General features: G+C 67.3%; 22 protein-coding genes. 4 read left to right on the top strand and 18 right to left on the bottom strand.

The genetic code is table 11. The features are described from left to right. Positions 1–6: 6 nt before the first annotated feature. The 10 genes from ACIPXZ_RS13850 to ACIPXZ_RS13805 all read right to left on the bottom strand — a co-directional run bounded on the left by ACIPXZ_RS13850 (position 7) and on the right by ACIPXZ_RS13805 (position 9,119). A complete protein-coding gene (locus ACIPXZ_RS13850; protein ID WP_400595267.1) occupies positions 7–1,698 on the bottom strand; it encodes a ribonuclease J in 1,692 nt (563 codons plus the stop codon). Positions 1,699–1,742: 44 nt separating this feature from the next. Further along, positions 1,743–2,651, bottom strand: a complete 909-nt coding sequence (gene dapA, locus ACIPXZ_RS13845) for a 4-hydroxy-tetrahydrodipicolinate synthase (RefSeq protein ID WP_400595265.1) — start codon at positions 2,649–2,651, stop codon at positions 1,743–1,745. Between the two features lie 78 nt (positions 2,652–2,729). Next, the gene (locus ACIPXZ_RS13840) at positions 2,730–3,191 is read right to left on the bottom strand and encodes a hypothetical protein (protein WP_400595263.1); all 462 of its coding nucleotides are present in this window, start codon (positions 3,189–3,191) and stop codon (positions 2,730–2,732) included. Continuing rightward, a complete protein-coding gene (gene dapB / locus ACIPXZ_RS13835) occupies positions 3,192–3,944 on the bottom strand; it encodes a 4-hydroxy-tetrahydrodipicolinate reductase (protein ID WP_400595261.1) in 753 nt (250 codons plus the stop codon). Between the two features lie 48 nt (positions 3,945–3,992). Beyond that, complete coding sequence (locus ACIPXZ_RS13830; protein WP_400595259.1) at positions 3,993–4,661, bottom strand: DNA alkylation repair protein; 669 nt, start codon at positions 4,659–4,661, stop codon at positions 3,993–3,995. Between the two features lie 11 nt (positions 4,662–4,672). Continuing rightward, entirely contained in the window at positions 4,673–5,122 is a 450-nt protein-coding gene (locus ACIPXZ_RS13825) for a molybdenum cofactor biosynthesis protein MoaE (RefSeq protein WP_400595257.1), read from the bottom strand. Then, complete coding sequence (locus ACIPXZ_RS13820) at positions 5,112–5,606, bottom strand: molybdenum cofactor biosynthesis protein B (RefSeq protein ID WP_400595255.1); 495 nt, start codon at positions 5,604–5,606, stop codon at positions 5,112–5,114. The genes ACIPXZ_RS13825 and ACIPXZ_RS13820 overlap by 11 nt, the downstream gene beginning before the upstream one ends. Beyond that, positions 5,603–6,085 carry a cyclic pyranopterin monophosphate synthase MoaC gene (gene moaC / locus ACIPXZ_RS13815; protein WP_400595253.1) on the bottom strand — a complete coding sequence of 161 codons (483 nt, stop codon included), beginning with the start codon at positions 6,083–6,085 and terminating at the stop codon, positions 5,603–5,605. Before moaC ends, ACIPXZ_RS13820 begins: the two co-directional genes overlap by 4 nt. After that, on the bottom strand, positions 6,073–7,296 hold the full coding sequence (gene glp, locus ACIPXZ_RS13810) for a gephyrin-like molybdotransferase Glp (protein WP_400595251.1): 1,224 nt from the start codon (positions 7,294–7,296) through the stop codon (positions 6,073–6,075). The genes moaC and glp overlap by 13 nt, the downstream gene beginning before the upstream one ends. A 230-nt stretch (positions 7,297–7,526) precedes the next feature. Continuing rightward, positions 7,527–9,119, bottom strand: a complete 1,593-nt coding sequence (locus ACIPXZ_RS13805) for a molybdopterin-dependent oxidoreductase (RefSeq protein ID WP_400595249.1) — start codon at positions 9,117–9,119, stop codon at positions 7,527–7,529. A 92-nt stretch (positions 9,120–9,211) separates the two neighbouring features. Between ACIPXZ_RS13805 and moaA the strand changes: the two genes are divergently transcribed. Both moaA and ACIPXZ_RS13795 read left to right on the top strand, forming a co-directional pair. After that, positions 9,212–10,336 (top strand): GTP 3',8-cyclase MoaA, encoded by a 1,125-nt coding sequence (gene moaA, locus ACIPXZ_RS13800; RefSeq protein ID WP_400595247.1) that lies wholly within the window; start codon positions 9,212–9,214, stop codon positions 10,334–10,336. A gap of 20 nt (positions 10,337–10,356) precedes the next feature. Next, the gene (locus ACIPXZ_RS13795; protein WP_400595383.1) at positions 10,357–10,620 is read left to right on the top strand and encodes a MoaD/ThiS family protein; all 264 of its coding nucleotides are present in this window, start codon (positions 10,357–10,359) and stop codon (positions 10,618–10,620) included. A 139-nt stretch (positions 10,621–10,759) separates the two neighbouring features. Here ACIPXZ_RS13795 and ACIPXZ_RS13790 read toward each other — a convergent pair whose 3' ends face one another. The 3 genes from ACIPXZ_RS13790 to rpsO form a co-directional block, all read right to left on the bottom strand. After that, entirely contained in the window at positions 10,760–12,100 is a 1,341-nt protein-coding gene (locus tag ACIPXZ_RS13790; RefSeq protein ID WP_400595245.1) for a M16 family metallopeptidase, read from the bottom strand. Between the two features lie 3 nt (positions 12,101–12,103). Beyond that, positions 12,104–14,341, bottom strand: coding sequence for a polyribonucleotide nucleotidyltransferase (locus ACIPXZ_RS13785; protein ID WP_400595243.1), 2,238 nt, complete (start codon positions 14,339–14,341; stop codon positions 12,104–12,106). Between the two features lie 205 nt (positions 14,342–14,546). Beyond that, complete coding sequence (rpsO, locus tag ACIPXZ_RS13780) at positions 14,547–14,816, bottom strand: 30S ribosomal protein S15 (RefSeq protein WP_400595241.1); 270 nt, start codon at positions 14,814–14,816, stop codon at positions 14,547–14,549. 214 nt (positions 14,817–15,030) lie between these two features. On the opposite strand from rpsO, the gene ACIPXZ_RS13775 reads away from it, so the two are divergent. Then, the gene (locus tag ACIPXZ_RS13775; RefSeq protein ID WP_400595239.1) at positions 15,031–16,413 is read left to right on the top strand and encodes a DUF2252 domain-containing protein; all 1,383 of its coding nucleotides are present in this window, start codon (positions 15,031–15,033) and stop codon (positions 16,411–16,413) included. A 53-nt stretch (positions 16,414–16,466) separates the two neighbouring features. Here the strand turns inward: ACIPXZ_RS13775 and ACIPXZ_RS13770 are convergent, their stop codons facing one another. From ACIPXZ_RS13770 to truB, 4 genes are all read right to left on the bottom strand, one after another. Beyond that, positions 16,467–17,438 (bottom strand): bifunctional riboflavin kinase/FAD synthetase, encoded by a 972-nt coding sequence (locus ACIPXZ_RS13770; protein ID WP_400595237.1) that lies wholly within the window; start codon positions 17,436–17,438, stop codon positions 16,467–16,469. 66 nt (positions 17,439–17,504) lie between these two features. Continuing rightward, positions 17,505–17,930: a hypothetical protein gene (locus ACIPXZ_RS13765; RefSeq protein WP_400595235.1), complete on the bottom strand. Its 426-nt coding sequence runs from the start codon at positions 17,928–17,930 to the stop codon at positions 17,505–17,507. Positions 17,931–17,946: 16 nt separating this feature from the next. Then, positions 17,947–18,300: a hypothetical protein gene (locus tag ACIPXZ_RS13760; RefSeq protein ID WP_400595233.1), complete on the bottom strand. Its 354-nt coding sequence runs from the start codon at positions 18,298–18,300 to the stop codon at positions 17,947–17,949. Further along, entirely contained in the window at positions 18,300–19,202 is a 903-nt protein-coding gene (gene truB / locus ACIPXZ_RS13755) for a tRNA pseudouridine(55) synthase TruB (RefSeq protein ID WP_400595231.1), read from the bottom strand. The genes ACIPXZ_RS13760 and truB overlap by 1 nt, the downstream gene beginning before the upstream one ends. Positions 19,203–19,367: 165 nt before the next feature. Here truB and ACIPXZ_RS13750 point away from each other — a divergent pair, with 165 nt between their 5' ends. Next, positions 19,368–20,117, top strand: coding sequence for a hypothetical protein (locus ACIPXZ_RS13750; RefSeq protein WP_400595229.1), 750 nt, complete (start codon positions 19,368–19,370; stop codon positions 20,115–20,117). A gap of 117 nt (positions 20,118–20,234) precedes the next feature. On the opposite strand, the gene rbfA is transcribed toward ACIPXZ_RS13750, so the two are convergent. Then, positions 20,235–20,666, bottom strand: coding sequence for a 30S ribosome-binding factor RbfA (rbfA, locus tag ACIPXZ_RS13745; RefSeq protein WP_400595227.1), 432 nt, complete (start codon positions 20,664–20,666; stop codon positions 20,235–20,237). Positions 20,667–20,724 lie beyond the last annotated feature (58 nt).

The following is a 20,724-nucleotide window of genomic DNA, read 5'->3' as shown; positions in this document are numbered from 1 at the left end:
TGAGACTCAGGCTTCCAGGACCACCGGGATGATCATCGGGCGACGGCGCAGCTTACGGTTCACCCAGGTGCCGATGACCCGGCGTACCACCTGCTGCAACTGGTGGGTGGTGTGGTCCTTGCGGTCCGCCACTGCCTCTTCCAGTGCTGCGTTGATCTTGGGAATGATCTCCTTGAACACGTCATCATCCTCGGCGACGCCGCGGGCATGGATCTCGGGGCCCGAGACCACCTTGCCGGTGCTGCGGTTGATGACCGTGATGATGGAGATGAATCCTTCGTCGCCGAGGACTCGGCGATCCTTCAGATCGGCATCCGTGATCTCGCCGACACTGGAGCCGTCGACGTAGACGAACCCGACCTCGACCTGGCCCACGATGTTCGCGAGGCCGTCGTGCAGATCCACGACCGTGCCGTTGTCGGCCAGGACGATGTTCTCCGTGGGGACGCCGGACTCCTCCGCGATCTTGCCGTTGGCGATCAGGTGCCGGGTCTCGCCGTGCACCGGCATCGCGTTCACCGGCTCGAGGATGTTGTAGCAGTACAGCAGCTCGCCCGCGGCGGCGTGGCCGGAGACGTGCACCTTGGCGTTGCCCTTGTGGATCACATCCGCGCCGAGCTTCAGCAGGCCGTTGATGACACGGAACACGGAGTTCTCATTGCCCGGGATGAGGCTGGAGGCCAGGATCACCGTGTCGCCCTGGCCGACGGAGACGCGGTGGTCGCCGTTCGCCATGCGCGACAGTGCGGCCATCGGCTCGCCCTGCGAACCTGTCGACATCAGGACGATCTTCTCGTCCGGCACCTTGTCGATGTTCTTGATGTCCACCAGGATGCCCTCTGGCACCTCCAGGTAGCCGAGCTTCGCGGCGATCTGCATGTTGCGCACCATGGAGCGGCCCACGAAGGCCACGGAGCGCCCGTGTTTGGCCGCGGCGTCGAGCACCTGCTGCACGCGATGCACGTGCGAGGAGAAGGATGCGACGATGATGCGCTTCTTGGCCTGGCCGAAGACCCGGTCCAGGGTGGGGCCGATCTCCTTCTCCGCGGTGGTGAAACCGGGGACCTCCGCGTTGGTGGAGTCGGACATGAACAGGTCCACGCCCTCCTCGCCGAGGCGGGCGAAGTGACGGAGGTCCGTGATGCGGCCGTCCATCGGCAGCTGATCCATCTTGAAGTCGCCGGTGTGCAGCACGGTGCCGCCCGCGGTGCGGATGAACACCGCCAGGGCGTCCGGAATGGAGTGGTTCACGGCCACGAACTCGCAGTTGAACGGTCCGAACTGCTCTACCTGGCCTTCTTCCACCACCAAGGTGTAAGGGCGGATGCGGTGCTCGACCAGCTTGGCCTCGACGAGCGCCAGCGTCAGCTGAGAACCGACCAGGGGGATGTCCTTGCGCAGGCGCAGGAGATACGGCACGGCACCGATGTGGTCCTCGTGACCGTGGGTGAGCACGACGGCGAGGATGTCATCCACACGGTCTTCGATGTAGCTGAAGTCCGGGAGGATGAGATCGACACCGGGCTGGGTCTCCTCCGGGAAGAGCACACCGCAATCCACGATGAGGAGCTTGCCGCCGATCTCGAAGACGGCCATGTTCCGACCCACCTCACCGAGTCCGCCGAGCGGCACGATGCGAAGGGTGTCCTTCGCCAGGGCCGGAGGCGTGGTGAGGTGGTCAAAAGCAAGTTGGGTCATTTCAGGCTACTTTCCGGCGGCAACCGCACGGATTCCAGGATGTTCTACCCCAGGACCCATGTGGCCTCCGCCAAGTCTTCACGGATGATGGCTTGCTCGGCATCGTCCAGCTGCACCAAGGGCAGCCGGACACGCGAGTTGGGCAGGACGTTCTGCCACTGAAGAATCTGTTTGGCCGATACCGCGCCCTGGGCGCGGGTCATGGTGGCGCGGACCACGGGCTCCAACTCGAAGTTGAGCGCACGGGCCGTCGCAAGGTCGTTCGCTGCGACCGCGTCGACGAGGGCCCGGAACTTGGCAGTGGCCACGTGCGTGGTAACACCTACGAGACCGACGGCGCCCAGTGCCATCCATTCCAGAGTCAGCCCGTCGTCGCCGGAGTAGAAGACCAGATCGGTCTCACGCATGACGCGGGTGGCCGACGCGAAATTGGCCTTGGCGTCCTTCACCGCGACGATGTTCCGGTGCTCGGACAGCCGGATCATGGTCTCGGGGGCGATCTCCACGGAGGAGCGGCCCGGGATGTCGTAGAGCATCACCGGCAGGTCGGTGGAGTCGGCCACGGCTTCGAAGTGGGCCCGGATGCCGGCCTGGCTGGGCTTGTTGTAGTACGGGGTGACGACCAGCAGCGCATCCACGCCCAGGTCCGCCGCCCGTCGGGAAAGCTGGATCGAGTGGGCCGTGTCATTGGTGCCCGTACCCGCGATGATCACGGCGCGGTCTCCCACGGCCTCCTTGACCGCCCGGAACATGCCGAGGTTCTCCTCGTCGGTCAGCGTGGAGGTCTCGCCGGTGGTGCCGGTGACGACCAGGCCGTCGCAGCCGTTGTCGACCAGGTGCTCCGCCAGTTCGGCTGCCTTCTGATAGTCGACTGCGCCGTCGTCGGTGAACGGTGTGACCATGGCGGTCAGGAGGGTTCCGAGCTGAGGGGCGCGCGTGACAGAAGAAGCCATGAAAGTAGGTTATCGCGAATCCGTCATACGGCTGCAACCGGCGGTGCATGACGCGTCATGCACCGCCCTCCAGCGGATTCAGCCTTTCCGGAACAGGCCGACGGCGTCCCGCATCGCGGCGCGCGCCCGACGGCGGTCCCCCGCGGCGTCGTAGGCGCAGCTGAGCCGGAACCAGACGCGCCAGTCCTCTGGAGCAGCCTCGGCTTCGTGCTGATACTTCACGAATTCAGCGTCCGCGGCCTCGCGGACGATCCGGCCGGCCGGGGTTCGCGGCAAGGTGTCCGGCGGCAGTCCGCCTTCCTTCTCCAGGATGTTGGCCATCTGCTCCGTGCGCGCCCCGAAGAGCAGCTCCCGGATGAGGGCCCAGGCGCCAACGATCGGCAGCACCAGGTAGGCGGCGCCCATCGCCTTGGCCACCGGCTGGGGATCGCCGAGGAGCAGCACGGCCCGTTCGAACGTCACCGCCAGGTAGAACACCAGCAGGAGGGTGATGGCCCCGACCCAGATCTTGGTCTTGTAACGGCTCCAGAACAGTGCCATTCAGAGCCCCAGCTCGAGATAGCCGTCCAGCCCGTGGGTCAACCCCGGATTCGCGGCGACCTGCCGGACGCCGAGGAGCACGCCGGGCATGAAGGAAGCCCTGTCGAAAGAGTCGTGCCGGATGGTGAGCTGCTCACCGGGTCCGCCGAGCAAGGTCTCCTGATGAGCGACCAGGCCGCGCAAGCGCACACTGTGCACCCGGACCCCGTCCACCAGTGCGCCGCGGGCACCGAGCGGGTCGCTCTGAGTCGCGTCGGGGCTGTCCGGAACACCTGCCGCGCGGCGATTCGACGCAATCAGTTCGGCGGTCCTCGCCGCTGTTCCCGAAGGCGCGTCCACCTTGTCAGGATGGTGGAGTTCGACGATCTCCACCGATTCGAAGTACCGGGACGCCGTGGCGGCGAAAGCACTGGCCAGCACCGATCCGAGTGCGAAATTGGGAGCGATCAGCACGCCGACCTCCGGCGCATCGCTCAGCAGTGCGCGCAGCGAGTCCAACTTCTCCTGCGACCACCCGGTGGTCCCCACCACGGCGTGCAGACCATGTTCGACGGCGAAGCGGACATTGTTCTCGGTGGCGTCCGGGACGCTCAGATCCACGACGTGGGTGGCACCTGCGTCGAGAATCATCCCGAGGGGATCGGCACGGCGCAGCTGGGCCACGAGTTCCATGTCCGGAGCCGCGTCCACCGCCCTGACGGCTTCGCTGCCCATGCGCCCGCCCGCGCCGATCACTGCCACTTTCATGCTCATGTTCCCAGGGTATCGGTGGGCGGCCCACCCCGGGAAAACGGACGGGCTCTAACGCCCGGCGTCCTGGCGCCGCACCATCTCCGCGATCCACACCGGGGCGTAGGGCGAGGTGCAACCCGGAGGGGTCGGATAGTCCTTGAGAACCCCCAGGCGTTCACCGATGGCCACCGCGCGAGGGCGGAGCGACTGCTGCTGGATGCCGATCTGGGCCAGGCAGTCATTCATCGCCCATTGCAATCGCTCCGGAGCGTCCTTCATGCCGGCTTCGATCCGGTCCAGCAGACCCGGAAGGTCCAGCCCTTCAGGTTTCTTGACCACCCGCTGGCTGGTCAGTGCCCAGCCGGCGGCAGCGACCACAGGGTCCTCGTCGTCGAACCAGGCGATCCTGAGTTCCTCGCACAGCGGGCTCTTCTTGACCACATAGTTCACCAGCCAGTCCAGGACCTTGGGGGAACGGCCTTCCCGCAGCATCGTGTCCAGTTCCTGAGCCGTGAACTCCTTGGGACGGCAGATCAGCAACGACAGCAACCGCGCCGCAGTGTCGCCACTGGCCCAGAGTTCCCGGGCCAACGCCTGCTGGGTCTTCAAACGCTTCGCGACGGCCCGTAGGGCGCCCAGATTGACCCCGTGATCGTCGCCGTGCCTCTCGTTGACCTCGCGCATCCTGGGATTCTCCAGGCCCGCCAGCTCCTCCAGGACCGCCTGCACCTCGCTCATGACACTCCCCCTCAGATTCCGACCCATTCGACGGTGCCGTCCGAGAAGAACTGCTCTTTCCAGATCGGCACCTCCGCTTTGACCCTCTCCACGATGGCGGAGCAGAGTTCGAACGCCTCGCGTCGGTGCGCGGTGGCCACCGCGCAGACCAGCGCGGCATCGCCGATCACCAGATCGCCCACCCTGTGAGAGACCCACAGGGCCGCGTTCTCATGGGAGGCACCGAGTTCGTCGACGATCCGGTCCAGCGCGTCCTGTGCGCTCGGATGGGCGCTGTAGCTCAGACGCTCGACCGGCCTGCCGCCGTCGTGGTCACGCACCACGCCACAGAAAGTCACCACCGCACCCGCGTGCGCGTTGGAGACCTCGGCGAGCGCGGCATCGGCCGAGATCGGCTCGGCGCTCAGCCGGGCGAAGAGGACCATGGCGTGGCCTGTGGTTCCGGTGTTCTCAATGGTCATGGTGCTCCCCCTGAGCCTGGGCGCAGATGTGCGCGATGATCGGGTCCAGGACGGCCAGGCCGTCCATGACACCCTTCGGTGACCCCGGCAGGTTCACCACGAGGCAGTCGCCTGCAAGTCCTGCGTGTCCTCGACTCAGCGCAGCAAACGGCGTCTTGGCCAGCCCCGCCGCGCGAATCGCCTCCATCACGCCCGGCAACGGCCGGTCCAGGAGAGGCAGCGTCTCCTCAGGTGTCAGATCATCCGGGGTGAGCCCGGTCCCCCCGCTGGTCAGCACGACGGCGCAGCCGACCTGCAAAAGTGCCCTCAGTGCAGCACCGACCGCCGCACCGTCCGGTACCACGAGCGTTTCTCCGGGCTCGAAGCCATGCTCCACCAGCCAGTCGCTCAGCACCGGGCCGGTCTGGTCCTCCGCCATGCCGGCAGCCGCCCTGGTGGAGGCGATGACGATACCCGCCCGCTTCTTGCTCAGCCCATGACTCACAGTGACCAGTCCCCGCTCTTGCCGCCGCTCTTGGACAGGACTTTGAGTTCTGAGATGACAGCATGCTTGTCCACGGCCTTGACCATGTCGTAGACGCTCAGTGCCGCCACGCTCGCAGCGGTCAGCGCCTCCATCTCCACGCCGGTCACACCCCTGGTCTTCACGAGTGCCTCGATACGGACGTGATCTTCACGCAGCTCGAAGTCCACCGTCACCTTGGACAGCGGGAGCGGGTGGCAGAGCGGCACGAGTTCAGGCGTCTTCTTGGCCGCCATGATGCCCGCGACCCGGGCCACCGCGAGCGCATCGCCCTTGGGCAGACCGCCTTCTCCCAGGAGCCGCAGCACCTCCGGGGTGGTGTGCAGCAAGGCCTGAGCGGTCGCCACCCGGGTGCTCTCGGTTTTGGCGGAGACATCCACCATGTGGGCACTGCCGTCCGCTCGGACATGGGTCAGCCGGGGTTCATTCATAGCGTCCATACTTCCACTTCGGAGCCCGCTTCGGCCCGTTCCAGGCCCACGGGAAGGTGCACCAGGCAGTCCGCGAGCGCCATCGCGCGCAGCAGATGGGAACCGGGGCCGCCTTCCAGCCGCACGCCGTCGTCCGTCACGACGCCGCGCCGGATCTGATGCTTGGCACGGGGGCTGTCCACCGCTTCGGCCAGACGAAGCCGGTGCCGGGGCCTGGAGCCGGCCAGAAGCGGCCGGAGGAAGACCTCGAAGGACAGAAGCGAACTCACCGGGTTTCCGGGAAATCCGAGGAACGGCACAGGACCGTCCGCCGTCCCGACCATCCCATGAGCCTGAGGGCCACCCGGCTGCATCGCTACAGCACCGAATTCCACACTCGTCCCGAGGCCGAGCTTCACCACTTCGAACGCACCCTGGCTGATGCCGCCCGTGCTCAGCACCAGATCAACACCTTCGAGGTGGGCCAGGACCTCCCGCAAGCCGACCGGGCTGTCGTCCTGGACACGGACCACCTGCGGTATCGCCCCGGCATCGCGGAGGGCCGCCGCGAGCATAGGGCCGTTGGAATCATAGATCCGGCCCAGCGGCAGTGGTTCTCCCACGCTGACGAGTTCGTCACCCGTGCTCAGAAGAGCGACACGCAGTGGTTGCCGGACCGCGACTTCGGCCCGTCCCAGCGCCGCCAGCAGCGCGATCTGGGCCGGGCCGAGCACTGTACCGGCCGGGAGCACCTCCTCGCCGGCACGGACGTCCTCCCCTCGCTTGCGGACGAACTGGCCGGCGGGTGCCGCAGGGAGTTCGATGGTCTCCCCCGCCGTCACGAAACGTGCGGGCCGCGCGCTCTCCACGGGTACGACGGCGTCGGCCCACGCGGGCAGCATGGCGCCGGTCATGATGGGAACCGCCCAGCCGGGACCGGGGTCGGCTGCGATCGCCTGGCCGGTGTGCCCGGCGGCGATCGGCTCCGTCACCCGCAGCGCTCCGGGCAGCTCGGTGGACCGGGCGGCGTATCCATCCATCTGCGAGTTGTCGAAGGAAGGCAGCGCGAGGGGCGCGGCGAGGGGCGCGGCCAGCACCCGGCCCAGTGCGGCGTCGAGCGTCGCTGTCGCCGGGTTGCCGCTCAGCCGGGCAAGCGTCGGCTCGAGAAGCTGCCGGGCCGACGTCGCATGGTCCTCGACGCTCCGGGGCGTGCGGCGGGTCTCCTCGGGTGTTGAAGTCATGCGCCCATTCTGGCAGGACGGACCGTGATCCTGGCAGCCCAGCTCTTCCACCCCCACAGCCCAGCTCATCCGCCCCGGCCATTCCTGCGGCTCGTTCCCGGACACCGGTTCACGCATCCTGGTTTCCCGAGCTCGCCGGCTGGCTGAACTCGCTGCTTAGCGGTCACATCGCGCGTTGAACGAGCGACTTGACCCGTAAACAGCGAGCTCAGCCGGGCGGCGGCGGTCCGTCAGGACACCTGGAAGTCCACGATGTGCAGACCGCTCGACCCGTCCGGCGCGGGAGGGGCCTCCACGGTGCTCTGTGCCACACCGTCCCGCCCGGTCATCCGCACCGTCAGCCGGTGCGTGCCGGCAGAAGGCTGGGCACCGTCCAATTCAGCGAGGGGCACCCACCACTGCCGCCACGAATCCGCTCCCCCGTCCCCAGCAAGCCGCGCCGGGCGCCACGGACCGTCGTCGAGCCGGACCTCCACCCCGGCGACGCCGACACCCTGCGCCCAGGCCACCCCGGCGACGGCACCTCCGGCCGGCATGCTCCCGCCCTGGCGCGGCGCGTCGATCCGGCTGGACCGCTTGATGGGGCCCTTTTCCGACCACCCTCTCGTGCTCCAATACGCCTGGTCCTGGGCGAAAGTGGTCACTTTGAGTTCCGTGACCCACTTGGTGGCAGAGACGTAGCCGTACAACCCGGGAACCACCAGCCGCACAGGGAAGCCGTGTTCGGCGGGCAGCGGCTGCCCGTTCATCCCGACCGCCAACAATGCGGCCCTCCCGTCCTGCAAAGCCGTGAGCGGCGTCCCGGCGGTGAACCCGTCGCTGCTGCTGGAGAGGACCATGTCGGCGCCGGGCTTCACACCGGCTTCAGCCAGGAGTTCGCGTACCGGCCAGCCGAGCCAGCGCGCGTTTCCGATGAGGTTCCCACCCACCTCGTTGGAGACGCAGCAGAGCGTCAGATCGTGTTCCACCAGGGGTTTGACCAGCAGCTCCTGAAAGCTCAAGGTCAAAGGTCTCTCGACCATTCCGGTGACCTTCAGGCTCCACGTGTCAGGATCGATGAACGGGACCACCAGCGCCGTGTCGATCCGATAGAAGGAGTCGTTGGGAGTGGTCCAGGAGGAGATGCCCGGGACCTGTGCATCCGCCGGGGCGGCCGCCGCTCTGACGGAGGGCACGGGCAGCCGCAGCGCGGCCCTGGCGGCCTGGTAACCCCCTTGAACCCCACGGGCCAGTGCGTCACCCGCTGCCAGAACCGCCGCGCCCACGGCGGTTGCGGCAAGGAGCCGCAGGAACCCTCTGCGGTCTCCCTCCGGAATGCCATCGGCCCCTACGGGGCGCTCACCTCGTTCCCCGAGCCGTCTGATCAACGCCCGCAGGACGACGGCGGCCACCACCGCCGAAAGCAGCCCCAGGAGTGCGAGGACGGCGCCGCCGTCGTGCCGTGTGATCGCGGCAAGAGCCGTCAGCAGGCCGATGGCGATCACCACCGCGACCCCGGCCCCGCGCCGTCGCCGTTCCAGGACACCCGCCAGGCAGGCCAGCAGGCCGGCCACCACGCGCATGACGACGCCGAACACGGTCTTGTCATCCGTGCCGAAGTTCGCGACAGCCCAGTCCTTCACCCCGGGCGGCATCAGATCGATCATCGCCGATCCGACCGCGTTCAATGGACTCAGGGACGGACTCAGCCAGACACTCAACAACTCGCCGACGAGCAACCCGACGGTGACCGCGAGAAGCCCCGAAAGCAGCGCGAACCACATCCCGGAGACGTTCCCCGGCGAGGAGGTTTCCGCTACCCCGCGGGATCGATCAGCCTTCATTCTTCAAGGGTAGATCCGCGCGGTCCGGCGGGCCCCAGGTTATGACAAGACTGAAATATCCGTTGGCGTGCTCCTGGCGTAGTGTGAAACATATGGAGAATTCGGAAGACGGAACGCGGGTGTCCTTGGGCATACCGGCGCTTCCCTCCGCCTCCCCTTCCGGCTCGGGCACCCCGGTGCCCGATATGCCGGGACACCGCGGTCTGCTGGACACGTTCGGCCGACGCGCCACGGACCTGCGCGTCTCCCTGATCGACAAATGCAATCTGCGCTGCACCTATTGCATGCCTGCCGACGGGATGGCCTGGCTGCCCAAGAACCGCCTCATGAGCATTGAGGAGATCCGGCGCCTGGTCGGCCTCGGAGTGCACGAACTGGGCGTCCGCGAACTGCGCCTCACCGGTGGCGAGCCTCTGGTCCGGGCCGATCTGGTGGACATCATCGCCGCACTGCGGTCGGATCATCCGGAACTTCCGATCTCCATGACGAGCAACGCCGTGGGGCTCGCCGCCAAGGCCCAGGCGCTCCGCGACGCCGGGCTGAGCCGCGTCAATGTCTCACTGGACTCGATCCATCAGGAGACCTTCGCGGCACTGACCCGCAGAGACTCACTTCACCAGGTCATGGAGGGCATCGAGGCCGCTGCCCGGGTGGGACTGGCGCCTCTGAAACTCAACGCCGTCCTGCTGCGCGGGGTGAACGACGAACAGGCGCCGGAGCTGCTGTCCTGGGCGCTGGAGAACGGTTACGAGCTGCGCTTCATCGAGCAGATGCCCTTGGATGCGGACCACATCTGGCGGCGCGAGAAGCTCGTCACCGCTGCGCAGACCCGCGAACTGATCTCGCAGCACTACGAACTCGGCCCGGATCCCCGCCAGCGCGACGGCGCCCCGGCCGAACGTTTCACGGTCCGCTCCAGAGTGAGCGGCGAGCTGCTGGGGACCGTCGGGATCATCGCCTCCGTCACCGAGCCGTTCTGCTCCGATTGCCGTCGTACACGGCTCACGGCGGAGGGCAAGGTCATGAGCTGTCTCTTCTCGCGCGAGGAGTTCGATCTGCTCGGCGCGCTGCGTGACGGAGCCGACGACGCCGAGCTGGTGCGCCGCTGGCAGGAAGCCATGTGGCAGAAGCCCAAAGCTCACGGAATGGGCCATGTGGGGCTGGGCGCCCCCGATTTCGTCCAGCCGGATCGCTCGATGAGCGCCATCGGCGGCTGAGACCTTCAGGAGAAACAATGATCACGGTGCGATACTTCGCTGCGGCCAAGGCCGCTGCCGGAGTCGAGGAAGAGCGCTTCGATGACGCACAGGCGTCCACCCTCGCGTCCCTGCTGGAGGAGATCCTCGCCCGGCCCCGCGACGTCGGAATCCCTGTCCCGGAACTCCCCCGGGTGATCTCCCGCAGCTCGTTCCTGGTGAACGGTGTCGCCACCCGGGACCAGGCGAAGCCCCTGACCCCTGGCGATACGGTGGACGTCCTCCCGCCCTTCGCCGGCGGTTGACGGGCGAGGTTCACGGACCTTCGACCTCACGGCAAAGGGACCTGCTCTGCTTGCGTAAAGGGGCCCCATGTCTGATCGCAGCGTCAGCTGCGGCCAGACATGGGGATAGCAAGCAAAGCAGGTCCCTTTGCCGTGACGATTAGAGCCCGAACGTCTCCGTCTCTTCGAACGGCCCGACGACGGTGATGGTGCGAGGACGGCCGGCCATTTCACGGGCCAGCTCCAGGACCTGCTCCGCCGTGACACCCTCGATCTGGGACAGGGTGTCGTCGATGCTCTGGAACTCACCGGAGACCAGCTCCGCGCGACCCAGCCGGGACATCCGGGAACCGGTGTCCTCAAGGGCGAGGACGATACCGCCGGACAGCTGGCCCTTCGCCTTGGACAGCTCCGCCTCGGTGATGCCGTCGGCGGCCAGCTTGTCCAGCTCGGCCTGCAGGAGTCCGATCACCTGGCCCACCTTCGCCGGGCTGCACCCCGCATACAGGCCGAAGTATCCGGCGTCGGCATACGCGGACGAGAAGGAGTAGGTGGAGTACACCAGGCCCTTCTTCTCGCGGATCTCCTGGAACAGCCGCGACGACATGCCGCCGCCCAGCACCGTGTTCAGCACGCTCATGACGTAGCGGCGGGAATCGTTGGCGACCAGTCCTGGGCACCCCAGGATGATGTTCGCCTGCTCCACCTGCCGCTTGACGACTTTCAGCCCGGAGACCCCCTCGACGGACGCCGCCGTGGACGACCGCCGTGGTGCGGGCTCGCCGCCCTGTGCCAGCTGCCAGCCGGCGGAACGCAGGGCGTCCTCCACGAGCGAGCAGACGACATCGTGCTCCAGACCACCGGCGGCGGTCACGACGAGTTCCTGTGGGCCGTAGTGCTCCTGGTAGTGCTCCCAGACCGCGTCGCGGGCGACGGCGCGGATCGCCTCCGGCGTCCCGCCGATCGGACGGCCCAGAGCGTGTCCACCGAGCACGGCCGCCACGAAGTTCTCATGTGCGACGTCGGTGGGGTCATCGGCGTCCATGGCGATCTCTTCGAGGATCACCTGACGCTCCTGCTCCAGTTCCTCGGGGTCCAGCACCGCGCCGGTGATCATGTCCGCGATGACGTCGATGGCCATCGGCAGGTCACGGTCCAGCACTCGTGCGTAGTAGCAGGTGCTCTCCTTCGCGGTCGCGGCGTTGGACTCCCCGCCCACCTCGTCGAAGGCCGACGCGATCTCGAGGGCCGTGCGCCGCTGGGTGCCCTTGAACAGGAGGTGCTCCAGGAAGTGCGTCGAGCCGTGCTGGCCCTCCACCTCATCCCGGGAACCGACTCCCACCCAGAAACCGATGGTGGCGGAGCGCTGCCCGGGCATCGACTCCGTGAGCACGCGGACGCCTCCGGGGAGGATGGTCCGGCGGACTTCTGCCCCATCATGGGCGTGGAGCAGGACCGAACGGCCCTGCTCCACGCTCAGAGGCAGCTCAGTGGCTGCCATGGATCACTCTTCGCCGACCAGCGCGGCCTCGGCCGCGGGAGCGGCTTCGTCCTCGACGACCGGGGACAGGGAGAGCTTGCCGCGGTCATCGATCTTGGTGATCTCCACCTGGACCTTCTGACCGACGGACACGACGTCCTCGACATTGTCGACACGCTTGCCACCGGCGAGCTTGCGCAGCTCGGTGACGTGCAGCAGGCCGTCCTTGCCCGGGGTCAGGGAGACGAACGCACCGAAGGTGGTGGTCTTGACCACGGTTCCGAGGTAGCGCTCTCCGACCTCCGGGACCTGCGGGTTGGCGATGGCGTTGATCGCGGAGCGCGCGGCCTCCGCGGACGGGCCGTTGGTGGCGCCGATGTACACGGTGCCGTCGTCCTCGATGGAGATGTCCGCGCCGGTGTCCTCCTGGATCTGGTTGATCATCTTGCCCTTCGGGCCGATGACCTCGCCGATCTTGTCCACGGGGATCTTCACGGCGATGACGCGCGGAGCGAACTCGGAGAGCTCATCCGGGGTGTCGATCGCGGCGTTGAGCACGTCGAGGATGTGGAGGCGGGCTTCGCGGGCCTGCTTGAGGGCCGCGGCCAGCACGGAGGCGGGGATGCCGTCCAGCTTGGTGTCGAGCTGGATGGCCGTGACGAACTCACGGGTACCGGCCACCTTGAAGTCCATGTCGCCGAAAGCATCTTCGGCGCCCAGGATGTCGGTCAGGGCCGCGTAACGGGTCTGGCCGTCGACCTCGTCGGAGACCAGGCCCATGGCAATGCCGGCGACGGGGGCCTTCAGCGGCACACCGGCGTTCAGCAGGGACAGGGTGGAGGCGCACACGGAACCCATCGACGTCGAACCGTTGGAGCCGAGAGCCTCGGACACCTGACGGATCGCGTACGGGAACTCCTCGCGGCTCGGCAGCACCGGCACCAGAGCGCGCTCGGCGAGGGCGCCGTGACCGATTTCGCGGCGCTTCGGGGAGCCGACGCGGCCGGTCTCGCCGGTGGAGTACGGCGGGAAGTTGTAGTTGTGCATGTAGCGCTTGGTCTTCTCCGGCGACAGGGAGTCGATCTGCTGCTCCATCTTGAGCATGTTCAGCGTGGTGACACCCATGATCTGGGTCTCGCCACGCTCGAAGATCGCGGAACCGTGCACGCGGGGCAGGACCTCGACCTCGGCGGTGAGCTGACGGATGTCCGTCAGGCCACGGCCGTCGATGCGGACCTGATCCTTGAGGATGCGCTGGCGAACGACCTGCTTGGTGACGGAGCGGAAGGCTGCGGAGAGCTCCTTCTCGCGGCCCTCGAAGTCGCCGGCCAGAGCGCCCAGGACCTCGTCCTTGAGAGCGTCGGACGCGGCGTCGCGCTCCTGCTTGTCGGCGATCTGGAAGACCTCGGACAGGCGGGCGGCGGCAGCGGACTCGACGGCGGAGAACACGTCGTCCTGGTAGTCCAGGAAGACCGGGAACTCGACCGTGGGCTTGGCGGCGCGGCCGGCCAGATCGGCCTGAGCCTCACACAGTGCCTTGATGAACGGCTTGGCGGCCTCAAGGCCCTGAGCCACGACCTCTTCGGTCGGAGCGGTGGCGCCGTCCTCCTTGATGAGCTTCCAGGAGTTGTCGGTGGCCTCGGCCTCGACCATCATGATCGCGACGTCGTCACCGGCGGTGCGACCTGCGACCACCATGTCGAACACGGCGTTCTCCAGCTGGGAGTGCTTCGGGAAAGCGACCCACTGGCTGCCCTGCTCGTCGTTGATCAGTGCGACGCGGACGCCGCCGATCGGGCCGGAGAACGGCAGACCGGAAAGCTGAGTGGACATGGACGAGGCGTTGATGGCCACCACGTCGTAGAGCTCGTCCGGGTTGATCGCCAGGACGGTGACCACGATCTGGACCTCGTTGCGCAGGCCCTTGACGAAGGCCGGGCGCAGCGGGCGGTCCATCAGGCGGCACGCCAGGATGGCCTCGGTGGACGGGCGTCCCTCGCGGCGGAAGAAGCTGCCGGGGATACGGCCCGCGGCGTACATGCGCTCTTCCACATCCACGGTGAGGGGGAAGAAGTCGAAGCCCTCACGCGGCTGCTTGCCGGCGGTGGTGGCGGAGAGAAGTGCGGTGTCATCATCGATGTACACCATGGCCGCGCCTGCGGCCTGCTTGGCCAGACGGCCGGTTTCAAAGCGGATCACGCGCTGGCCGAAGCGGCCGTTGTCGATGATCGCCTCGGAGAACTGGATCTCGGGACCCTCCACGGGTCACCTCCGTTTCGTTGTGGGCGGCCTGCACCCGGCACCCGGTCTTCGATCGAGACCCTCGGGGCGGAATCCGTCCCGCAAGTCACTACCGAGGACCGCGAATGCTGCGGACTCAGGTCGCTTGAGTTGTTTCGGGTGCCCGGAAAACCGGGCGATACTGCAGGAAGCGGTCCGCTCCTGGAGCGGACCGCTTCCGGACCAACTAGCGGCGCAGGCCGAGGCGCTCGATGAGCGAACGGTAGCGGCTGATGTCGGTGTCGTGCAGGTAGCGCAGCAGACGACGACGGCGACCGACCAGGGCCATCAGGCCACGGCGGGTGTGGTGGTCGTGCTTGTGGAACTTCAGGTGCTCCGTCAGGTCAGAGATGCGCTTGGACAGCACAGCGATCTGAACCTCGGGGGAACCGGTGTCACCCTCGTGGGTGGCGTATTCCGCGATGATCTGCGTCTTTACGGCGGCGTCAAGTGCCACAGTGAACTCCTACTGAGTGTGCCGTGCGGCCCGGACAGAGACTCACTGCCGGGGATGCCGCGAACACCGGGGTGAACACGCGACAGGACCGGCAACCACGGACTGCAGCCGGATCCACCTCACATTCTATCGTTCTCCCGCTCGCCTTGTCGAAAAGCCGGCCGCAGCCCGCGCGTTCCTTGTCCTGGGCCTCCCCCGGCACCAGACTGTCCTCATGGCGACAGATGACCCCACCCTCCGCGAACAGCTCTCCGCCGGCCGGGCTGCGCGCTCCCGTCACCCACGCCGGGAACTCGCCCGGCTCAGCACCGAGGATCGCGACCCGCTCGCGATCCTGGACAGCCAGAACGCCGTCCGAGTCCAGGAGCTCGTCCCCCTCCGCGAGGAGCGGATGGCCGCCTCGGCGTTCTCCTTCTACCGGGGTGCGGCCGCCGTCATGGCGGCGGATCTGGCGAGGGATCCGCACTCCGGCATCGTCGTGGCATCCTGCGGCGACGCGCATCTGGCCAACTTCGGCTTCTACGCCTCCCCCGAACGCAGCCTGGTGTTCGATCTCAACGACTTCGATGAGGCGGCGTGGGCGCCCTGGGAGTGGGACCTCAAGCGCCTGGTGACCAGCCTCGTCGTCGCAGGGCAGGAGAACGGCCGCAGCAGCAAGGCCGTGGAGGCCACCGCGCTGGCCAGTGTGGACGCCTACCGGAGAGGGCTGGACGCCGGACTCCAGCTCAGTCCGGTGGAGCGCTACTACAGCAACGTCAACGCCGAGGAGACGCTCAGCCGCCTCACCGGGTCGGCCCGCAAGGCGCTCGAGTCCGCCGTCGTCAAGGCCCGGCGGAGAACCTCGAGCCAGGCCGCCCGTAAACTCACCCAGCCCGGTCCGGACGGCCGGGTCCGCTTCCTCGACAGCCCGCCGCTCATGGAACACGTCAGTACCGAGCTGAGCCACGACTTCGAGGAGCTCTTCCGCGCCTATCAGCGGTCCGCAGCGATCGACATCGCCTTCCTCGTGCAGCACTACACGCTCGCCGACCTGGCACGCCGGGTGGTGGGCGTGGGCAGCGTGGGGACGCAGTGCTTCGTGATCGCCCTCCAGGAAGCCGGCGGAGACGTCCTCATCCTCCAGGCCAAGGAGGCTCGCGAGAGCGTGCTGGCCCAGTACGGCGGGATCGCTCAGCCGCGTCAGCTGGAGGACGGGATCGAGCGCCAGGGTGAGGGGGCACGGGTGGTGGGACTGCAGAAGATCCTCCAGTCCTGCTCAGACCCCTTCCTGGGCCATCTCAGGGTTCCGGAGGGCGACTTCTATCTCCGGCAGTTCCGCGATATGAAGGGTGGAATCGACGTCGGGACCCTGGAGGACGATTCCTTTCAGGGCTATGCGCAGGCCTGCGCCGTGCTCCTGGCACGCGCGCACTCACAGTCGCCCGCGGCGACCCGGGTGGCCGGTTATCTGGGCGGCGGTCGCCGCGCCGGCGCCGCCCTGGTCGACTGGGCGCACGGCTACGCGGAGGTCAACGCGGCAGACCACCGGAAGTTCGCGGCTCGCCTGCGGGACCGCGGCGGCTCCAGCACGCTTCCCTCCGAGGGAAGCGGACACTGAGGTCACGCGGTCCGGCATTGCGCTCAGCCCCCGCACGTGAGCCGGGCGTCGTCTCAGACCGTGACGCCCAGGATCTCCTTGCTCTGGGCCACGTCGAGGCACATCTGCTCCACCAGGGCCTCCGGTCCGCGGTACGCGACCATGCCGCGCAAACGCTCCACGAACTCCAGCACGACGCGCTGACCGTACAGATTGAAATCCTCCACCCGCTCCTGCGGGCGGCCGATCACGAAGGCCTCCACCTGCCGTTCCACGCCCTCGAACGTCGGGTTGGAACCGACGGAGATGGCTGCCGGCCAGCGCGTCCCGGATTCTTCCAGGAGCCAGCCCGCATAGATCCCGTCGGCGGGGACGAAGCCGGTGGACGCCGGCGACAGATTGGCGGTGGGGAACCCCAGCTCGCGACCCCTGGCCGCACCGTGCACCACTTCGCCGCGCATGCGATGCGGTCGTCCAAGGACGACCGCGGCCTGCGCCACGTCTCCCGCGGCGAGCGTCTCGCGCACCCAGGTGGAGGAACAGCGGCGCGACAGCCCGCCGTCGTCGTCCGTGCCGAACTCGTCGATGACGTCCACCGCGAAGCCGAGTTCGGCTCCCAGCTCCCGCATGGTCTGCACGTCTCCGCCGTTCCCGGCACCGAAGCGCGTGTCGTGTCCGATGACGACGGCGCTGGCGTGCAGGCCGTCCACCAGGACGTCCTGCACGAAGCCGCGCGCGGTCATCAGTGACAGCTCGTGGGTGTATTCCATGACGAGCACACCGTCGACGCCCTCCGCGGCCAGGGCCTCGATCCGGTCCTGGAGGCCCATGATGAGTTCCGGCGCGTGCTCAGGCCGGTGCAAGCGGGCCGGATGAGGGTCGAAGGTCACGACGATCGAGCGGATGCCGCGCTCCTTCGCACGGGCCACGAGCGCCGAGAGAACCCGACGGTGGCCACGATGGACGCCGTCGAAGTTGCCGATCGTCACCACGGCAGGACCGTACTCCGCAGGGACCTGAGTCAGGTCCTGCCACATCTCAACCATGCGAATTCCCTTGTGCGAATCGGTTGCCGCAGCCGCGCGGCCTGTCACGATTATCCATCCTCCGGCTCAGGAGGCCGACGGACGCCTGCGGTAGAGCCACCAGAGGCCCAGCACGGGCAGGATCAACGGCACGAATCCGTAGCCCTTCCCGAAGCCGGACCAGACCGTGTCCGCAGGGAACGCCTGGCTGTCGAAGATGCTGAGCGCGCCCACGATGAGCACACCGATCAGTTCCACCCCGACCGCGGCCACCGACACCTTGTACGAGGTGTCTCCTCGCCGGGCCAGGGACACCGTCGCCACGATGTACACCACGGCGGACAAGGCGGAGAGGAGATAGGCCAGGGGCGCGGTGTCGAACTTGGTGGCGATCTGGAATGCGGCCCGCGCCGTGGTGGCCAGCGCGAAGATGCCGTAGACGGCGATCAGGAGCCTGCCGGGGCCGGTATTGCGGGTGTTCCGGGTCTCGCTCTGTGGCTGGGGGGTGTTCACCGTGTGCGTTCTTCCTCTAGTACCAGATCTGATTCATCCGGGCCGCCATGACGAGCGCCGTCACGCCGACCACGGCCAGGACGAAGTTGCTCCATCTGGTCCGCTCCAGCACGGACCAGTACACCGCGCCGATGGGCACCATCAGGGCAGTGAGCATGTAGCCCCAGAATTCCCACGCCTCGCCTCGGATCGGTTCGCCCGAGACCGCCCGCACGATGGAGCCGACGAGATAGACGAGGATGACGAGCCATACCGCTGCGACGGACAGGATGGTGATGTCGTTGGGCTTCTTGCCCATCGCACCGGCCACGAGGCACATGACGGTCGAGATCCCGCCGACGACCGCCGTCGCCCAGAAGTACCCGTCCATCAGGCGTCGCCTTGCGGGGCGTCCGACGGGAAGACCAGCACCGGCTTGGCATGCCGCCCGGAGTCACTGAGCAATGCGGTCAGCGTGCCGTCCGGCGCGAACGCCGCAACCGGCGCCTCGGGACCAGCCGGCTGTTCAGGATCACGTGCGATCCGGCGCCCGTGCGAAAGATCAGCGGCTTCTTCCTCGGTCAGCTCCCGGGAGAGCATGAGATCGCGGGCGGCCTGGGACAGCTCCAGGATCTGCAGTTCCTGCTCCAGCTGTTCCATGGTCCGTGCGGCATCGAGCGTGAAGGGGCCGACCTCGTGGCGGCGCAAGGCTGTCAGGTGACCGCCGACTCCGAGTTCCGCGCCGAGGTCACGGGCCAGGGCGCGAATGTAGGTTCCGGAGGAGCAGGCGACGTCGACATCGACGTCGAGCAGGCTGCCCTCGCGGCGGATGTCAAGGACGTCGAAGCGATGGATCGTGACGGGGCGGGCGGCCAGGGCCACCTCCTCCCCCGCCCGGACCCGGGCATAGGAGCGTTCCCCGTTGACCTTGATGGCGCTCACACTGCTCGGGACCTGCTGGATCTCCCCGAGGAAGCCTGCGACGGCGGCGCGCAGTCGCTCGTCCTCGATTCCCGAGGCGTCCCCGACGGCGGTCACCTCACCCTCGGCGTCATCGGTCACCGTGGACTGCCCGAGCCTGATGGTCGCCGTGTAGCGCTTGCCGGTGCCGACGATGTAGGTCAGGAGCCGGGTCGCCTTGTTGACCCCGATCACCAGCACGCCGGTGGCCATGGGATCCAGCGTCCCGGCATGACCCACCTTGCGGGTTCCCGCCAGCCGACGCATGCGTGCCACGACATCGTGGCTCGTCCACCCTTGTGGTTTGTCCACGATCACCAGTCCCGAAAGCACGCCTTCCAGTATAGGAGGTCTCCGGTCCTCACTTTCCCTCACCGCCCGGGACGCGATGTGACACGATGGGGAGCGCTCCCCATCGCAGCTTGACAGGAGAGATGAGAAGATTGCTCCAGCGATTGCACTAACTGAGCGATCGATGAGCACAAGGATCAGGGAACCATGTCTTTCATCACCACACGCACCAAGACCGCGGGGGCGGTCGCCGCTGTCGCGGCACTGGCACTCAGCCTCAGCGCCTGCACGATCACCGTGGACACCAAGGGCGGCAAGCCGGTCGCCGATGAGACCTCGGCTCCCGTCACCAGCCAGGATGCCTCCCCCAGCCAGGATCCCAGCCCCTCGGAAAGCGCCAGCAGCACGGCCGCCAGCACTGCCGATACGAGCGGCGGGCCGTCCGTGGCCGACATGACCGCGGCGGGCACCGCTCTCAAGCTCGGCCAGCCCGCCAAGATCTTCGTCCAGTTCGGTAAGCCCGACAAGGACTACTACGACAAGCAGCTCTTCGACGTGAAGGTCACCGACATCGAAAAGGGCGCTTTCGCCGACCTCTCAGCGCTCAAGGGAGCGGAGAAGTACAAGGGTTACACCCCGTACTACATCCACAGTGAGGTCACGCTGAAGCAGACGATGAAGCCCATCAAGTCCTCCGTCTCCTGGTCCGCCAGCGGGTTCAAGGGCAACCTCAAGGGTGGAGCCCGGGCCGGTTCCCTCATCATCTTCGGCGGATTCGACAAGTGCCGCTCCGCCCGGAGCTTCAAGGCCATCGGCGACACTCAGGTGGATTGCCAGATCGCCTTGGCCCCGACCGGCACCGAGGTCGCCGAGGTGGCCTACAGCGGATACTCCAGCAACTACGCCAGCTACGACCTGAACCCCTACACGGACAAGCCGATCGTCTGGACCAAGTAGTCTCCGGGCAGGACGCGGTCCGATGCCCTTAAATGCTGTGGACCCCACCGGATTCCGGTGGGGTCCACAGCATTTAAGGGCTGACCTTCGAGAAGGATCAGTGGAACGGGAAAGACTTCAGTCTTCCTCTTCCTCGTCCTTCTTATAAGGGTCAGACTCCCCCGCATAGCTTGCGCCTTCGGCCAGGCCTGCCACTTCGGCGTCCCGCTCCTTCGCCACCCGGATGAGGTCCTCCAGGTGAGAGGCGTTCTCCGGGATCTCGTCGGCGACGAACTCAAGGGACGGCGTGAGCCGGATGGTCAGGTTACGCCCGACCTCACGACGCAGGATTCCCTTGTTCTGAGACAGGACTTCTTCCGCCCCGGCCTTGGCGTCGGCGTCGCCGAGCACCGTGTAGTAGACCGTGGCGTGCTGAAGGTCATTGGTGACGCGGGCGTCGGTCACCGTGATGTCGAGCGCACGCTCGTCCTTCACGGCCTTCCTGAGCGCCTCGGCCACCAAGACCTTGATGCGCTGTGCCAGCCTCGCGGCACGTGCTGGATCTGCCATTTCTCCTCCTTGCGGCACGTTGACTGGTGGGCGAAGGCCGGGCCGCGCGGGATTCCGC

The organism is Arthrobacter sp. NPDC090010 (assembly GCF_044748305.1).
Taxonomy (GTDB): Bacteria; Actinomycetota; Actinomycetes; order Actinomycetales; family Micrococcaceae; genus Arthrobacter_E.
Note: the sequence above shows the minus strand (reverse complement) of the source record. Positions and strands in the feature narration are given on the sequence as shown.

Excerpts from the sequence above, each read along its gene's own strand:
- ACIPXZ_RS13850 (WP_400595267.1), bottom strand. The coding sequence starts at position 1,698 with ATGACCCAACTTGCTTTTGACCACCTCACCACGCCTCCGGCCCTGGCG.
- dapA (WP_400595265.1), bottom strand. The coding sequence starts at position 2,651 with ATGGCTTCTTCTGTCACGCGCGCCCCTCAGCTCGGAACCCTCCTGACC.
- ACIPXZ_RS13840 (WP_400595263.1), bottom strand. The coding sequence starts at position 3,191 with ATGGCACTGTTCTGGAGCCGTTACAAGACCAAGATCTGGGTCGGGGCC.
- dapB (WP_400595261.1), bottom strand. The coding sequence starts at position 3,944 with ATGAGCATGAAAGTGGCAGTGATCGGCGCGGGCGGGCGCATGGGCAGC.
- ACIPXZ_RS13830 (WP_400595259.1), bottom strand. The coding sequence starts at position 4,661 with ATGAGCGAGGTGCAGGCGGTCCTGGAGGAGCTGGCGGGCCTGGAGAAT.
- ACIPXZ_RS13825 (WP_400595257.1), bottom strand. The coding sequence starts at position 5,122 with ATGACCATTGAGAACACCGGAACCACAGGCCACGCCATGGTCCTCTTC.
- moaC (WP_400595253.1), bottom strand. The coding sequence starts at position 6,085 with ATGGACGCTATGAATGAACCCCGGCTGACCCATGTCCGAGCGGACGGC.
- glp (WP_400595251.1), bottom strand. The coding sequence starts at position 7,296 with ATGACTTCAACACCCGAGGAGACCCGCCGCACGCCCCGGAGCGTCGAG.
- ACIPXZ_RS13805 (WP_400595249.1), bottom strand. The coding sequence starts at position 9,119 with ATGAAGGCTGATCGATCCCGCGGGGTAGCGGAAACCTCCTCGCCGGGG.
- moaA (WP_400595247.1), top strand. The coding sequence starts at position 9,212 with ATGGAGAATTCGGAAGACGGAACGCGGGTGTCCTTGGGCATACCGGCG.
- ACIPXZ_RS13790 (WP_400595245.1), bottom strand. The coding sequence starts at position 12,100 with ATGGCAGCCACTGAGCTGCCTCTGAGCGTGGAGCAGGGCCGTTCGGTC.
- ACIPXZ_RS13775 (WP_400595239.1), top strand. The coding sequence starts at position 15,031 with ATGGCGACAGATGACCCCACCCTCCGCGAACAGCTCTCCGCCGGCCGG.
- ACIPXZ_RS13770 (WP_400595237.1), bottom strand. The coding sequence starts at position 17,438 with ATGGTTGAGATGTGGCAGGACCTGACTCAGGTCCCTGCGGAGTACGGT.
- ACIPXZ_RS13760 (WP_400595233.1), bottom strand. The coding sequence starts at position 18,300 with ATGGACGGGTACTTCTGGGCGACGGCGGTCGTCGGCGGGATCTCGACC.
- ACIPXZ_RS13750 (WP_400595229.1), top strand. The coding sequence starts at position 19,368 with ATGTCTTTCATCACCACACGCACCAAGACCGCGGGGGCGGTCGCCGCT.
- rbfA (WP_400595227.1), bottom strand. The coding sequence starts at position 20,666 with ATGGCAGATCCAGCACGTGCCGCGAGGCTGGCACAGCGCATCAAGGTC.